The 14,639-nt window shown below is 50.7% G+C and carries 16 protein-coding genes and 1 tRNA gene; 10 read left to right on the plus strand and 7 right to left on the minus strand.

Annotated elements, in window-relative coordinates; all coding sequences use genetic code 11:
- Positions 1–49: 49 nt before the first annotated feature.
- Positions 50–1,000 (plus strand): SHOCT domain-containing protein, encoded by a 951-nt coding sequence (locus tag OEL83_09125; protein MDK9707200.1) that lies wholly within the window; start codon positions 50–52, stop codon positions 998–1,000.
- Positions 1,001–1,118: 118 nt separating this feature from the next.
- Here the strand turns inward: OEL83_09125 and OEL83_09130 are convergent, their stop codons facing one another.
- From OEL83_09130 to OEL83_09155, 6 genes are all read right to left on the minus strand, one after another.
- Positions 1,119–1,301 (minus strand): hypothetical protein, encoded by a 183-nt coding sequence (locus OEL83_09130; GenBank protein MDK9707201.1) that lies wholly within the window; start codon positions 1,299–1,301, stop codon positions 1,119–1,121.
- A 294-nt stretch (positions 1,302–1,595) separates the two neighbouring features.
- Positions 1,596–1,838 carry a dissimilatory sulfite reductase D family protein gene (locus OEL83_09135; GenBank protein ID MDK9707202.1) on the minus strand — a complete coding sequence of 81 codons (243 nt, stop codon included), beginning with the start codon at positions 1,836–1,838 and terminating at the stop codon, positions 1,596–1,598.
- 235 nt (positions 1,839–2,073) lie between these two features.
- Complete coding sequence (locus OEL83_09140; protein MDK9707203.1) at positions 2,074–2,337, minus strand: cold shock domain-containing protein; 264 nt, start codon at positions 2,335–2,337, stop codon at positions 2,074–2,076.
- Positions 2,338–2,535: 198 nt separating this feature from the next.
- The gene (locus OEL83_09145; protein MDK9707204.1) at positions 2,536–2,718 is read right to left on the minus strand and encodes a DUF3553 domain-containing protein; all 183 of its coding nucleotides are present in this window, start codon (positions 2,716–2,718) and stop codon (positions 2,536–2,538) included.
- A gap of 512 nt (positions 2,719–3,230) precedes the next feature.
- Positions 3,231–4,664 carry a sigma-54 dependent transcriptional regulator gene (locus OEL83_09150; GenBank protein MDK9707205.1) on the minus strand — a complete coding sequence of 478 codons (1,434 nt, stop codon included), beginning with the start codon at positions 4,662–4,664 and terminating at the stop codon, positions 3,231–3,233.
- Between the two features lie 103 nt (positions 4,665–4,767).
- Positions 4,768–5,121 carry a hypothetical protein gene (locus tag OEL83_09155; GenBank protein ID MDK9707206.1) on the minus strand — a complete coding sequence of 118 codons (354 nt, stop codon included), beginning with the start codon at positions 5,119–5,121 and terminating at the stop codon, positions 4,768–4,770.
- Between the two features lie 311 nt (positions 5,122–5,432).
- Here OEL83_09155 and OEL83_09160 point away from each other — a divergent pair, with 311 nt between their 5' ends.
- Positions 5,433–6,296 (plus strand): hypothetical protein, encoded by an 864-nt coding sequence (locus OEL83_09160; GenBank protein MDK9707207.1) that lies wholly within the window; start codon positions 5,433–5,435, stop codon positions 6,294–6,296.
- 106 nt (positions 6,297–6,402) lie between these two features.
- Here the strand turns inward: OEL83_09160 and OEL83_09165 are convergent.
- Positions 6,403–6,478, minus strand: a tRNA-Ala gene (locus OEL83_09165).
- Between the two features lie 171 nt (positions 6,479–6,649).
- Here OEL83_09165 and OEL83_09170 point away from each other — a divergent pair.
- The 8 genes from OEL83_09170 to OEL83_09205 all read left to right on the plus strand — a co-directional run bounded on the left by OEL83_09170 (position 6,650) and on the right by OEL83_09205 (position 14,593).
- Positions 6,650–7,585 carry a multidrug resistance efflux transporter family protein gene (locus tag OEL83_09170; protein ID MDK9707208.1) on the plus strand — a complete coding sequence of 312 codons (936 nt, stop codon included), beginning with the start codon at positions 6,650–6,652 and terminating at the stop codon, positions 7,583–7,585.
- A 508-nt stretch (positions 7,586–8,093) separates the two neighbouring features.
- Positions 8,094–9,380, plus strand: a complete 1,287-nt coding sequence (gene nhaD / locus OEL83_09175) for a sodium:proton antiporter NhaD (protein ID MDK9707209.1) — start codon at positions 8,094–8,096, stop codon at positions 9,378–9,380.
- A gap of 185 nt (positions 9,381–9,565) precedes the next feature.
- Positions 9,566–10,006 carry a response regulator gene (locus tag OEL83_09180; protein MDK9707210.1) on the plus strand — a complete coding sequence of 147 codons (441 nt, stop codon included), beginning with the start codon at positions 9,566–9,568 and terminating at the stop codon, positions 10,004–10,006.
- 90 nt (positions 10,007–10,096) lie between these two features.
- Positions 10,097–10,636 carry a CBS domain-containing protein gene (locus OEL83_09185; GenBank protein MDK9707211.1) on the plus strand — a complete coding sequence of 180 codons (540 nt, stop codon included), beginning with the start codon at positions 10,097–10,099 and terminating at the stop codon, positions 10,634–10,636.
- A gap of 19 nt (positions 10,637–10,655) precedes the next feature.
- The gene (locus OEL83_09190) at positions 10,656–12,137 is read left to right on the plus strand and encodes an SLC13 family permease (GenBank protein ID MDK9707212.1); all 1,482 of its coding nucleotides are present in this window, start codon (positions 10,656–10,658) and stop codon (positions 12,135–12,137) included.
- Between the two features lie 111 nt (positions 12,138–12,248).
- Complete coding sequence (locus OEL83_09195; protein MDK9707213.1) at positions 12,249–12,620, plus strand: response regulator; 372 nt, start codon at positions 12,249–12,251, stop codon at positions 12,618–12,620.
- 145 nt (positions 12,621–12,765) lie between these two features.
- A complete protein-coding gene (locus OEL83_09200; protein MDK9707214.1) occupies positions 12,766–14,214 on the plus strand; it encodes a sigma 54-interacting transcriptional regulator in 1,449 nt (482 codons plus the stop codon).
- A gap of 16 nt (positions 14,215–14,230) precedes the next feature.
- A complete protein-coding gene (locus OEL83_09205; protein ID MDK9707215.1) occupies positions 14,231–14,593 on the plus strand; it encodes a NifB/NifX family molybdenum-iron cluster-binding protein in 363 nt (120 codons plus the stop codon).
- Positions 14,594–14,639: the final 46 nt, after the last annotated feature.

The following is a 14,639-nucleotide window of genomic DNA, read 5'->3' on the forward strand; positions in this document are numbered from 1 at the left end:
ATTTGTGCGATATTGAGAAATGGTCTAAACGTAACTATGGGGGGTATCTATGAAATGCAATCTTGTGCGATCGGTTCTCGCCCTTGCCTTACTCACTTTTTGTATCCAGGGTTGTGCCAATCAGTTTTCCTATTCTAATACCAATGTGTCATTTGCTGCCACCGGCTCAGGAAAGCTCGCCATCGCCACCCACGATCAGCGGCCCTATATCGTAAGTGGCAAGAAAAGTCCAGATTTCATCGGGCTTGTCCGGGGCGGCTACGGCAACCCCTTTGATGTGACCACTGCATCCGGCAAGTCGCTTTCCGAGGAGATAACCGGGGCGCTGGCTGCATCATTTCAAAAAAGCGGATTCACCACTGTCCCCGTGGCGATAAGTCACTCGGAAAATGACAAGGCGATTAAGGATAAGATTCTTGCCGCAAAGAGCGACAAGGCGGTGCTGTTTGTTGTCAAGGAATGGAAAAGCGACACCCTTGTAAACACGGCACTTCTCTTTGATCTCTCCCTCCAGGTGCTTGACGGATCGGCAAATATCATCGTTGAGAGACAAATCGGCGGCAATGATGACTTAGGCGGGAGCACCTTCAATGTCTACAAACATTCCCATACTGCCGTTCCCAAGGCCTTTCAGGCCAAGCTCGAAGAGATCATCAACAGTCCGGAAATTCAAATGGCCCTTACCACCGGCAGTCCCGCCGCGCCAGTTGCCGCCCGTCCTGCCAGCGCGGTGGCCGGCCGTTCCGCCGGCACGGTGCCTACCCGTCCTGCCGAGCCGCCGATGATCCGAACCGAGGAGCGGATCATCAGCAGTGGAGCCAGCGACAGCCCGCAACCACCGAGTGGAGGCCCCGCCTACCGCGAAATGCAGAATACTCAACAATCTGCGGCAGGCGATGTTGAGAGCCGCCTCGAAAAATTACGGGGCCTTTTTGATCGGGGATTGATTTCCGAAGACGAGTATTACCGTGAACGCACCAGAGTGCTTGGGTCTATGTAGTTGCAAGGATAAAGCAGGTGGATCCCAGCGCCGCACCAAAGAAAGCAGGATCAAAACCGAGGGTGCTAAAGCTGAGTTGAGCAGCTTGTCTGCTCAAACGAAACTTATGCCCTTGTGGTTAAATGCCTCCTTCTTTCGTGGTTTGGATGATCTGCTGGCAATCGTTTTCGGCATCCATGGCGTTTTTGGCGGTAATTGTGCGAAAAACCGTTCGGTTGTCCTGTCGGATTAATTCATATTGGTCTTCGCCGATGTATTCCAGGAGCCAATCTCTCCATTGGTGAATGGTTCTTCTGATCATATCAGATACTCTCCTGCAAGTGTACATGGCAAATTTCAGTGAATTCTCTGTTGCCTGGGAAGGGTTGTTTGGCCAAAATAGATACACTGCCGTTAGTTGAAAATAATCGTTTCAGGTAACCAGCAGTGTTTCTTGCCGTAGCCGTGGTTACCCAAACGGCGGGATCGTTCGTGAACATCGCTGGGCATTGATGTTCACGAATACCTGTGGATGTTGCGAAACCTCAGTATGATGCCTGGTTGAGCACGGCCAGCAGGGAAGTCCTGGCTGCTCATCTTGCGCCCTACCTGATTGTCAAATACCACTGGCACCTTCTTCATTTTTAATGCGATGTTTCAGCGCATACATGGTGGTGGAGCCGGAAGACCAGAACATAAGTTTCCCTTCTTTTACGAGATCATTGGCAACATTTTTCATGTCGCGTGGTTTCGTTTCCGGATCACAGGCGTAAAAATCCTTGATGTACAATTGCGGTTTTGGTGAGCTTTCCGCTTTTTCGAGAATGGCGAGTTTAAGTGTTTCCTTGGACATCTGCATGAAGAGCCTCCCAGGAGAATTTGAATCTGCAGTAGATCTGCAAGAACGTTGAGAACAGTGACTTGTGGTATCTTTGGCCCTTTTGCGGCGTTCCGGTTGTCGTATTGATGATGTTGTTATGCCGCAAGGGCATGAGTTTCGTATAAGCAGGCGAGCTGCTCGACTCAGCTATATACCGCAAGAGCTGGTTTCGTATGAGCAGACGAGCTGCTCAATTCAGTTTTATGTCAACGACTTATGTCATTACCCCAGGACGAAATACCTTCGTTCCTTGGTTGCCACCGTTTTGAGCATTTGATTTTTTGGGATGTACCAGGCGAACATTTTTAGCGAGCAATCCCTGCTTGTCAGGGTGGCATTCAAACTCAACGGTTGCACCAACCTTCAAAAATTGACAACCAACCAAATCGGCCTTGCGTACCAGTATATCTGGGCCATTGCCATTTTCGAGAAACCCAAAATCCTTGTCGCGGAACCATCTTTTAACAGCAGTTTGCAAAAATACACCTAGAATTTGATATTTTGGAAAATGATATAATGTTAGGAAAATACCTACTAACAAGTGAAGATAACAGGAGATGCCGGTGCGTAATCGTCAAGGCTTCAAGGGGGTTACGCGTATAGTAATACCTGCTGATCAAGCATAACAACCAGAAAATAAAAGAAGAATATGCTGTGATACCATTTTGGCGCCGGCTCAGTTTTTACTCGTATCTACCTTGATAAGGTATTTGGAACCATGGGCAATTGACACCTCTTTTGTTCCTTCAAAAACAACTTTAATAGTTCCACAGCTATTTACATCAATAATCTTGCCTATTCCCCATTCTGCTCTTGCCTTATGTCGTACGTTTTCACCTTCATATAAATTCACTTTCATAGTTTTCTCCGAGGATAATGGGTTTAACGTGCAATACATACAATGGGTCTTTTATTATTAAAGTCTCGCTTTATTTTTGAAGGTGATGAAGAAAATTCGCGCCGGTACTCCGTTTTATGGCAACCGCCGAAAATATTTTCTCTAAATGGATTAATGCTAAAAGCCGGTAGCAACTTAAGGTTGCGGCAGGAAAATATCGTATATAAAGAGATGTATCGGTGATATGGCGGGCAGTAAAGAGGTGTTTTATGTGTTGGGCGTCAAGGTAATAAATATGTTATTCCATTTCTAAATCAAGCGTTAACTTCAGCTGCTGCGCTGTGCAGCCCCTCTTCGTACTCCACTGTACTGTCTCGTCGTTGCTCGCTTGCAGCTTCGTTCTCATTTTGATTTAGAAATGGAATTATGCAGAAAAGCTTTCAAGGCGCATGGGCTCTAGTCACTACAACCGAGCGGTGTAATAAAGTCTTGGACAAGGCGTGAGAAAGCCGGTTGGTATCCTGCCGACCAGTCTATTTTTGCTTAAAATCGTAGGAGATGATGCCGTAGCGGCGCATGATGCGCTGCAGGGCCTGACGTTCAAGGCCGCAATCGGCGGCGGCGTTGGTGACATTGCCATGGTTGCGGGCAAGGAGGTCGCGCAGATAGGCCTCGGAAAACCTTCTAACGATTTCCGTTTTTGCATCGTTGTAGGGCAGGGTGTGCAATTCTTCGAAACTCTCAGCACATGGTTGTTCCGCGCCTTCACAGTTGGTGATACCGAGGTCGGCAAGCGACACGCTGCCCCCGGCTGCCGAAAGAATCATGCTCTTAACGGTGTTCTGCAGTTCGCGGACGTTGCCCGGCCAAGCGCGCTTGTACAGATGGCGGAGGACCTCAGGGGCAACCGTCAGGTCTTCCCGGTGGTACTGCCGCTTGAAGAGGGCGAGGAAATGATGGACTAAAAGCGGCACATCGTCACGCATTTCCTGGAGATTTGGCATGACCACGCTGACCACGTTGAGGCGGTAGAAGAGGTCGGCGCGGAATTCGCCGGTGCGGATCTTCTCTTCCAGGTTCTGGTTGGTGGAGGCAACTACCCGCGCATCGACCTTAAATGTCTTGTTCTGGCCGAGCGGCTGGATCTCCTTTTCCTGCAGCACCCGCAGCAGCTTGGTCTGTATTTGTACCGGGATATCGGCTATCTCGTCGAGGAAGATGGTCGACCCGTGGGCCTCAAGAAAGAGGCCCTTCTTGTCCTGCGCCGCCCCGGTAAAGGCACCCTTGCTGTAGCCGAACAGCTCGCTTTCCAGGACATTTTCCGGAAGCGCCGGACAATTGACGGTGATCATCCGCTGTTCCCGGCGGTTGCTCAGCTTGTGCAGGGCCCGGGCGGCGAGTTCCTTGCCGGTACCGCTTTCGCCGCGGATAAGGACGGTGGCATCGGTGTCGGCGATCCTCGCCAGCAGGTCAAGGACCCGCTTCTGTGCCGCACTCTGGCCGATAAAACCCTCCGGCAGGGCCAGGTCATTGAGTCTTTCCGTCAATTGGCGGTTGGCGCGGAGCAGTGCCGTGCGCTCCAGGCAGTTACGCACCACCCGGACGATGTGATCCTTGTCAAAGGGCTTTTGCAGGAAGTCGTAGGCACCGTCCTTCAGTGCCTGGACCGCCATATCGATTGTCCCGTAGCCGGTCATGATGATGACCGAGATTGTCCGGTCGTAGGCCTGGATCTTGTTGAGCAGCTGCAGGCCGTCCAGATCGGGCATTTTGATATCGCTGATAATAACGTCGGGATTGCAGTCGCCGAGCATTTCCAGGGCCCTTAAGCCGGACGGTGCGGCGACGACATCGCAGGCGCATTTTTTTTCGAGGATGAGGCGAAGCATGGAGAGCATGTCGGGCTCGTCATCAACGATCATCGCCAGCTTGCGGGGAGCATTGTTTGCGGACGGAGCAGCTACCATAGAGATACCTTGCCGGGAGTTGCGGGAGCGGGAAATATCAGCATAAGCCTTTGTCAAATCTGATCCTGGTCTGTGCCGAAGGATCGCACTCCGGTGAACGAAATCAAGCCCTCTTGCCCATTTCCTCGGTGATTCTGGTGATCAGATATACATAGGCGGACAAAGCGGCCATTATTATCAAGGCATTGACAACAGAAAAAATATCAAGCTTTCCGTCGTTGTAGATATAGAAATACAAGACCCTTAGAAAAGGGAGTGCCACAGTTATGGAATACGCCAGGATTTTGTTCAATTGCCATGCGGCGAGTCCCGCCGGGATAACAAAGAAAATCGGAAAGTGGATGTATTCTCCAGTCAGGATATCAGTCAAAAAGATGAAGATCGTCAAGAGGATACAGATGATATTCGGACTATACTTGTAGGCATCTATAACCGCTCTTTCGAATTGTTTCATCATAAAAGCCCCTTTCACTGCCTGACGGATCCTGGCCCCTTTTGGGGAGGATAGCCTTAACTCTTCCTTCCCAAAAGGGGCCGCGAGCGCCCGCAGGCAGGAGAATTTTCTATGTAACTCGGGCTTGATTGGAAGTCCCGAGAGTAGTAATTCTGCTTATCCTGAAACAGTTTGGAATTCAAGTGTGGAATCAATCTTGCGAAAGTTCTTTTGGCGATGTAGGTTTGCTCCACCGTGTCAGAGGGCTCTTTGCTTTAAAAGAGTTTGCACTGGAAGCACGGGCACTTCAATGGCATTTGGTTAGAGGATAGCGTATGTTTTTAAGAACTTCAGTTACTCGTTTACTTGGTCTCACTGCCCTGTTAGTGCTCACTTTCTCGCCAGATACCGGGTATTGCCAGAAAAATACCAATCCGATGCAGGCTTCTGTGGAAGTGAGCGCTCAGCCTGGCGCGAGTGCGCTTGCCGTGACCGAAGGTGAAAAAGTCTCGGTTGCGAAAGTCACTGCGGAAGAAGAGTTTATCGCCAACTACATACACGGAAAGCTGCAATTAGGCACAAGGAGTGTCCATAGGGTGCTTACCGACGATGATTCGGGGCATAAGGGTGGTGGTTACGGGAGTGGCACCTATCTGGGGACGATATATGGCCTTGACGAGGAACAGCGGTATGCTCCCAGTAAGGTATTTATAAACTACTATTTTAATAAATATTTTGGTGTTGGACTCGACTATGATTCCATAAAGGTGCGGACTCTTGCCATCGACGGTTATACCCATGCCGAGAAAACGGATGGGGATGCCATTCTTTCCGGGCCGACGTTGTCGGTCTTTGCCAGAATTCCCAACTCCACCGCCTTTACTCCGTATTTTGGCCTCGGCATAGGGTTCTTCAGCGGCAGTTTTGATGAGGATCCGGCTTGGGCTACTACCATCAATGATGGCGGAGTAAGGACGAGGGTCATGGATGTGGAAGATACCAACGCGGTGGTGATGACTTCTGGCCTGACATGGGCATTCACTGCCAACTGGCTGGTAGACCTTTCCGTTCAATACATCCAGGCTGATGCCGATGCCACCTTTTATGGATATAACGATGGCGTTCTTAACACCGGCCTGCCAGGGCATTTCCCCATGGACAATGTCGCATTCCGCCTGGGTATTGTGTATTCTTTCTGATTAATGCGCTGTTACCTGCGTCGTTCTTTGCAGTCCTTGCCATTGTTGCGGTTTTCTCTCTGGAGCGTGTCGACCAAGAACATGTACCAAAGAAAAAACCCGCAAATGGTGGAGCTGAGGGGGATCGAACCCCTGGCCTACGCATTGCGAACGCGTCGCTCTCCCAGCTGAGCTACAGCCCCAATCGATGGTTGACACTGCTCTTAAGATTGACGGTCACGGTGCACGGGGTGACTGTCAAAAGGCAAGTTTCTTGCCGGAAAACTATCCGCTGCCGGGGATAATGGCAAGTCTTTTTTGGCGATATCCGCGCGGCTGACCAGAACCCCTCCAGTTACACAATCAGGGACGCCATGTTTCAACTTGTTGCCATCGGTGTGATGTCGGGGCTGTTTTTCAGCACAACTTTTGTCCTTAATCGCTTGATGAGTCTGCAGGGCGGGCATTGGGTGTGGACAGCCAGCCTGCGCTATGCCTTTATGCTGGCCTTTATGCTAGTTGGCTTGGTGGTTTTCGGCAAGGATCGTTTGTTGCGGGAATTGTGGGGCCTTTATCGCCGGAACTGGCTCTTCTGGACCATCGCCGGGACGATCGGTTTTGGGTTGTTTTATGCGTGCATCAGTTACAGCGCCTCTTTCGCCCCGGCCTGGGTGGTGGCAACAACCTGGCAGGCGACAATCCTTGCAACCCCTCTGGTTTTGCTGGCATTCGGCAAAAGGGTTCCCTGGCGGGCCCTGCTGTTTTCTCTGGTCATTTTCGCTGGGGTAGTCCTGGTAAATGTCAGCCAGGCGGAGAGCAATCTTTCCGCTGAACTTTTGCAGGGCGCTCTGCCGGTAATCGCCGCCGCCTTTTGTTACCCAATTGGCAACCAGCTGGTCTGGGAGGTACGGAGGGCCGTGCATCCCCGCCTGCCACGGATCGACAGCCCGGTTCTTGACCGGCCTTTTGCCGGAGTTTTGCTGCTCACCCTCGGATCAATTCCCTTTTGGCTGGCGCTGGTTGTGATCTGTCAACCGCCACCTCCTTCTGCCGGGCAGGTATTGCAAACTGCCTTGGTGGCGCTCTTTTCCGGTATTATCGCAACCGGTCTTTTTTTTTTCGCCCGGCAGAAGGCGCGAACACCCTATCAACTTTCAGCGGTTGACGCTACTCAGGGGAGTGAGGCGGTTTTTGCCCTGATCGGCGAAGTCCTCTTTCTTCACGCCGCTCTTCCAACCGTTTCCGGCTATCTCGGCCTTGCCATGACTGTGGTGGGTTTGTTCTTGTATCTGCATGTTCAGGCCCATTGAGTAGAATTGGACCTTAAGCCCTTGTGGTAGTTTGGAGAACGGCGGTGATGTGTGTCAAAATGTATTAAAATGTTTCTTTCCGCTGGGGCGTTGGGGTTGTGCAATGCACAAGTGGTCAGGGTTGGCTGGTTAGTTTGGGTTTTTGGTATCTTTTGAAGATATGTTAAAAAATCTATTGAATATAGGTATATGTACTGGTGGGTTGGGCATATTCCGCTATTTCTGTTGGAGAGGAAAGACGGATGTGCCGATGGTGTGAGCGGGGAGTTATGTTGTGATACAATGAGAAACATATTGAAACCATCTCTGTGGTGGAAGGTTTCCAAATGATCTTTTCATTTCCTGTAAATTGATAACATATATTGTAATATCAATCTTATATCCTGTAAAAATGAATGTTGTCTCATTTGGCATGCCGATTGCTTTGTGCCTTAGGAGGAAATTTAGATTACCCATTTTGTCAGAGTCATTTTGCTGATGTATTTAATCTTAAAGAAAAGGAGTTGACATGTTAACCGCGCTGGTTGTGATTTTTGTTCTGGCTTATGCATCCATTGCCCTGGAGCATCCGCTAAAGGTTAATAAATCGGCATCGGCGCTCATCGGCGCAGGTTTGCTATGGACCATATATGCCCTTTTGGGTGGAGATCATCATCTGGTCACGGAAAACCTCAAGGAATCGGTCGCGGCCACCGCCCAGATCGTTTTCTTCCTGATGGGTGCCATGACGATCGTCGAAGTGGTTGATGCCCATAATGGTTTTTTCGTCATCACCTCACGCATTAAGACCACGAAAATTACCTCTCTGCTGTGGTTGGTTGGTTTCGTTGCCTTCTTTCTCAGTTCGATTCTCGACAATCTGACGACTACCATTGTTATGATTTCACTGATGAAAAAACTTCTCGATCGTCACGAAGATCGACTGTTTTTCGCTGGAATCATAGTTATTGCGGCGAACGCCGGCGGTGCCTGGACGCCAATCGGCGATGTCACCACGACGATGCTCTGGATTGGCGGCCAGATTACTACCCTGGCTATTATGAAGGGTGTCTTTTTACCCTCACTGGCATGCCTTGTGGTTCCTCTGACTCTCCTGACCTTCGTCCTGCGTGGCAAAGAAGTAATTAGTCCCAAAGTGGTGGAAAGTGACAGCGATATCAGAACGACCCCCTTCGAGCAAAATCTGATGTTTTGTATGGGAATCGGCACCTTGGTGGCTGTACCGATTTTTAAAGGGATCACCCATCTGCCGCCTTTTATGGGGATTCTTTTTGGCCTCGGTATTCTCTGGCTTGTCGGAGAGATGCTCCACCGCAACAAAGAAGATGAATTCAAGGAACATCTTACCCTTGTCGCGGCCCTCAAGCGTATTGACATGAGCTGCATTGTATTCTTTATCGGCATTCTTCTGGCGGTCGCCACTCTGGAGCATACTCATATTCTCACCGCCCTTGCCAAATGGCTCGATCAAGCAGTTGGTCGTCAAGACATAATTGTTACCCTCATTGGTCTGGCCAGCGCCGTGGTAGATAACGTGCCGTTGGTTGCTGCCTCTATGGGCATGTACGATATGGCCACCTATCCTACCGATAGTTTCTTGTGGGAGTTCATGGCCTACTGCGCAGGCACAGGTGGTTCGATATTGATTATCGGATCGGCAGCCGGTGTTGCCGCCATGGGTCTGGAGAAGATCCATTTCTTCTGGTACGCGAAAAAGATCGGTGGCCTGGCCGCGCTTGGCTATTTTGCAGGGATTTTTGTCTATATCATGCAATACAAGATGCTCCATGGCTAAAGCTGAGTGAAGCAGCTTGCCTGCTTAAACGAAACGTATGTCTTCGGTATAAGGGTAACTGTTCGATTTTAAAGCCTTAGAAGGCGTACAGCCATTCAAATTATTACAGAGTTGGCTCCTCTTGACCCGTCAGGAGAATGAGGAGCGAACTCTGAGACTAACTTAAACAGTGTGAGGGGAACACAATGGAAAATGAACTGAAAGCCAAGGTGCTGTTGGTCGATGATGAAGAGGACTTCCTGGCAACGCTGGCCGAACGCCTTGAGTCCAGGGGCCTGAAGGTCAATGCCGTAACCAGCGGTGAACAGGCGGTGGCGAAGGCGGAGAAAGAGGGCTTCGATCTCATCGTCCTCGACCTGGCCATGCCGGGCATGGACGGTCTTGAGACCCTGAAGCGGATCAAGGCCAAACAGCCGGAGGCGGAGATCATCATCCTCAGCGGTCAGGGCTCAATCAAGACGAGCATTGAGGCAATGAAGCTCGGGGCCGGCGACTTTATGGAAAAACCGGTCAAAATCTCCGAGCTGCTCGATAAAATCAGCGAGGCCAAGGACAAACGCTTGCTGGTTCTTGAGTCGAAGAGCGTCAAGGAGATTGAGAAAATTCTGAAATCGAAAGGCTGGTAAGCAGGGGCAAATAGTATCTGTGGCAGAAGCGGTCGAGCGCCAGTTGTTGGTTTGGCCGGCTTTAATACTACTTTTTGAAGGAGAATAATTGTGAGTACTGAAAACCAGACGGTACGAGACATCATGATACCCCTGTCCGGCTTTCCCTGCATGAAGGAGAGCGGCACGGTGCAGGAGGCCATTCAACAGCTTCGGTCGTTTTGTCCGATCGGCAGCTCCGGTCCCTGTGGCTTTAGTGAACTGATGGTTGTCGACGACCAGGGCGGCTTGATTGGCCGGGTTACCCAACAGGGCATCCTCAAGGTGCTTTTTGCCACCCTGCTGGAACCGGTCGATATTAAGAGCTTTGAAGGCAAGACCGCGGAATTTAGTGACCTGTCAACCCTGCTCAACGGCGTGCTGATCAAAGAAGGTGTCCACCATCTGAATGCTTCCTTGTCGGCAGTTATAGAGAAAAACGTTCGGGTGCTGCCCGCGGTAACCGATCTCCTGCATGCTATGGCGGTCATGGTCATCTGCAAGGAAACAGTGTTGCCGGTTGAAGAAAACGGCAAGTTGGTGGGTGTGATCAAGCTTGCCGAGGTCTTCGGAGCCCTCGGCGATAAACTTATAGCAATGAATGGCAAATAGCCAAGAGAGGATGGAGAACATGTCATCTACATATGTTGAGGCGGCGGAGGCCAAGGCTCCGTTTGACTGGAAGAGGGTGTTTTTCCTCGTTCTGGGGGTTGTTCTGTTTTGTGTTATTTATTATTCCCCGGCCTGGCCGGATGCCGTCGACCCGATGGGCAAGCATTTCAACCTAAGCGTTGAAGGGAAAGGCGCTCTGGCGGTTTTTGCCCTGGCCGCCACCTGGTGGATCTTTGAGGTGCTGCCGATCGGTGTCACCGGTATCGCCATCGGTGTCGTTCAGGCGATGTTTCTTATCAGAAAGCCGGAAGTCGCCTTTAAGGACTTCATGGACCCCTCGGTCCTCTTTATCTTTGGTTCCATAGTTATCGGCCTGGTCTTTACCAAGAGCGGCCTGACCAAGAGAATGGCCTATAAGATGCTGTCGATCGTCGGCGAAAAGACCAGTATGATCTATCTCGGCTGCTTCGTTATGACCGTGGCCTTGACCCATTTGATGGCCCATACCGCGGTTGCCGCCACCATGTTCCCCTTGCTCATGGCCATTAACGCCCTGTATTCTGATGACGACCGGCCAACCAAATTCGGCAAAGGCCTCTTTATCGGTATGGCCTATGTAGCTGGTGCCGGGAGTATTATCACCCTGCTTGGATCCGCCCGTGCCGCCGTGGCCATCGCCTTCTTCAAGGAGATGACCGGTAAAGAGGTAAGCTTCTTCGAGTTAACCTACTATCTCTTGCCACTAGGTTGGCTGATGACCTTCTTGATCTGGGGCATGATAATGGTGCTTTGCAAGCCGGAGAAGGCAGTTATCCCCGGTTTGAAGGAAAAGGCAAAGCGTATGTATTCAGAACTGGGTGGATGGAGCAAAAATGAGATCCTGACCCTGGTGATTGTTCTCTCGGTTATTATCATCATTGCCGCCAAAAACTGGGTACCTGCTCTGAAAACAATCGACAAAACCGCCATTCTACTTACTTCCACACTGCTGTTCTTTGTTCTCAATATTCTAAAAGTTGAGGACCTTGAGGATATCCCTTGGAATATTATCCTCCTCTTCGGTGGAGCCATGTCCATCGGCTTCTGTCTGTGGCAGACCCATGCCGCCGAATGGCTGGCCGTCAACTGGCTGGCTTTGTTCAAAGACGCCTCGGGAATCGTATTCATCCTTGGCATCGCCTTCTTTGTCATGGTTATGACCAACTTCATCATGAACGTTGCTGCCATCGCCATCTCCCTGCCGGTGGCCCTGGTTATCGCTCCCTATCTTGGGGTGGCCGGCGAGGTAATCTTCTACGCTTCGCTTGCTACCGCCGGTATGCCGTTCTTCCTGCTCATCGGTGCGGCTCCGAATGCCATTGCCTACGGCTCCAAGCAGTTCAGTGCCGGTGAGTTCTTTCGCTACGGTATTATGGCCAGCGTCGTGCTGATGATCGCCGTATGGATTTGCGTCCAGATCATCTGGCCGGTCATGGGTATGCCGATATTATTAGCGAAGTAATTCTTACTGACTCAGTGCAAGGGGCAACCGGGCAATACGCTTTGTTGCCCCTGATGCTGAATAAATAATGTCCACTCTGTTCTCGAGAGGCTTATGTTGGGTAAAACTAGAATGATGAGGGTCCTGGTTGTAGACGATGAGGTGGAATTCGCCTCTACTCTTACCGAACGTCTGTGCTTAAGAAAGATCAAGGCGGAAAGTGTCTTTTGCGGCGAAGATGTTCTGCCGGCCGTTTCTCGTTTTCAGCCGGCCGTTATTATCCTCGATCTCGATATGCCCGATATCACCGGCTTTGAACTTTTGTCACGGATCAAGGTGGTTGATCCAACTATTGAGGTGATCCTTCTCACCGGTCACGGCTCCTTTGAGGCAGGGATTACCGGCATGGAACTCGGTGCCTTTGATTATATCACAAAACCGGTCGATCTTAACCAGCTTATGGGTAAAATCTCCGAGGCTTACAAAAAGCAGAAAAGCGTTTAGGCGCGATAGCTTGCCGTTTCTTGCTTGTCCTTTTCTTTGGACTTGCACCACGGTAATTTCTCTGCTTTGATACGGTAGGTTTCATTGCCTGAGTTACCGAGGATATTTCTACCGTTTATGCCATCTTGATGAAATATTTACGCCGATGATGAGAAAAACCTTTGCCGTGCCTGGCGTAATCGCCCTTGACGACCTTTTGGCGGGATTTCCCCATGCTGCTGCCTGTCTTGATGAGGGCTTCAAAATCGTTGCCGTCAATAATCGGTTCGAGGCAATGACTGGCTATGGCCGCGATGTTGCGGTTGGCGTATATGCTGACTTTATTGTCCGCAGCAACATGGGCAATAGCCGGGGGCAAGTTTTTCAGAAGGTCGCCGAAAGTGGTGAGGCGGCATCCATTGAGGGAGATATCATCAACCGAAGCCGCAAAAAGGTTGCAGTGCGCTTTACCGTTTCCCGGTTGCGGACCAAGCGTGGTGGCCGGTCAAAAGGATTATTGTTGGTCTTAGAAGATATCTCTGGCCAGCAGACATCATCGCAAGGAGTTCGTTTAGGCGGAGGCCGGGCTTCAGATATCATCGGTCACAGTCCGAAGATGCAGGCGATTTTCGACATCATGCCGCTTATGGCCCACACCGAAGCGTCGATCCTTATAACCGGTGAGACTGGTACCGGCAAGGACAAGATCGCCGAGACCATTCATCGTAATTCATCGCGGGGCAAATACCAGTTCGTCAAGATCAATTGTGGTGCTCTGCCTCCTGAACTTCTCGAGTCCGAGTTGTTCGGCCATGTCAAGGGGGCCTTTACTGGAGCGGTTCGAGACAAACAGGGGATGTTTAAACTGGCGGACAAAGGAACGATTTTTCTCACTGAGATCGGCGATATGCCCCTGCCGTTGCAAGTCAAGTTGCTGTCGGTCCTTGATGACCGGGCCTTCTATCCGGTTGGCGGTGAACGGAAGGAAAAGGTTGATGTCCGAGTCATTGCCGCCACCCACCGTTCCCTTCACGACCAGGTCGAACGCCGGGTATTTCGCGAAGACCTGTTCTATCGCCTGAATGTGCTGCATATTCATCTGCCACCACTGCGCGAGCGAGAAGGGGATATCCGTTTCCTTCTTGATTATTTCCTTCAGGATTACGCGACCAGGTTGGGCAAAGAGGTCCAGACCTTTTCAGAATCCGCCTTGGTCCATCTTCTTGCTTACCCTTATCCCGGCAACATCCGAGAACTGCGAAATATAGTCGAATACTGCGCAAATGTTTGCCGTAAACAGGATATAGGTAAGGACGATCTTCCTCGTTACTTATTTGACCGGTTGCCTGTGTCCCGGTCTGCTGACGGTTTGCCGGTCAAACCAGAGCCGACAGGAGAGGTAATGCGGGCGGTTGGGGATGGTGCAAAGAAAGAAATACCAATTACCCCAGCAACAGGGCGACGGGTCGGTGGCGATAACTGGACGGCGATTGAGAAGGAGATGATTCTTCAGGCCCTTACCGCCGGTAAGGGCAATCGGCAAAAAGCAGCGGAACTGCTGGGTTGGGGGCGGACTACCCTCTGGCGGAAAATTCGTCAATACGATCTGGCATGATACAATGAAAACATCGATGAAGGAGAAAACAAAGATCCTTATCACTGCTCAGGGAGATTTTGTTGCCCAGCGTTTTGATTTGGCCGCCGAGGTGGTAATCGCCACGGTCGAAAACGGCGAACCGGCCGGTAAATCGCGAACCATCATCATGGATCGACCGTCACCGGAAGATCTCTGCAATATGATAATGGAGGAAGATATTGCCATGGTGATCTGCGGTGGCATTGAAGACCGGCATTATCAGTTTCTCACCTGGAAGAAAATAGAGGTGATAGATTCTGTTATAGGCGATTATCAGTCGGTTCTGAAAAAAGCCATTGCCGGCGATCTTCAATCGGGTGATCTGTTATTGCTGGCACGAGGGGACTTGAGCTTGTGATTGAGAATGACAGATGAAGGCGGACCGGTTGCTCCTCGCCCTTTTC

Origin of the sequence: Desulforhopalus sp., assembly GCA_030247675.1 — a bacterium.
Taxonomy (GTDB): Bacteria; Desulfobacterota; Desulfobulbia; order Desulfobulbales; family Desulfocapsaceae; genus Desulforhopalus_A.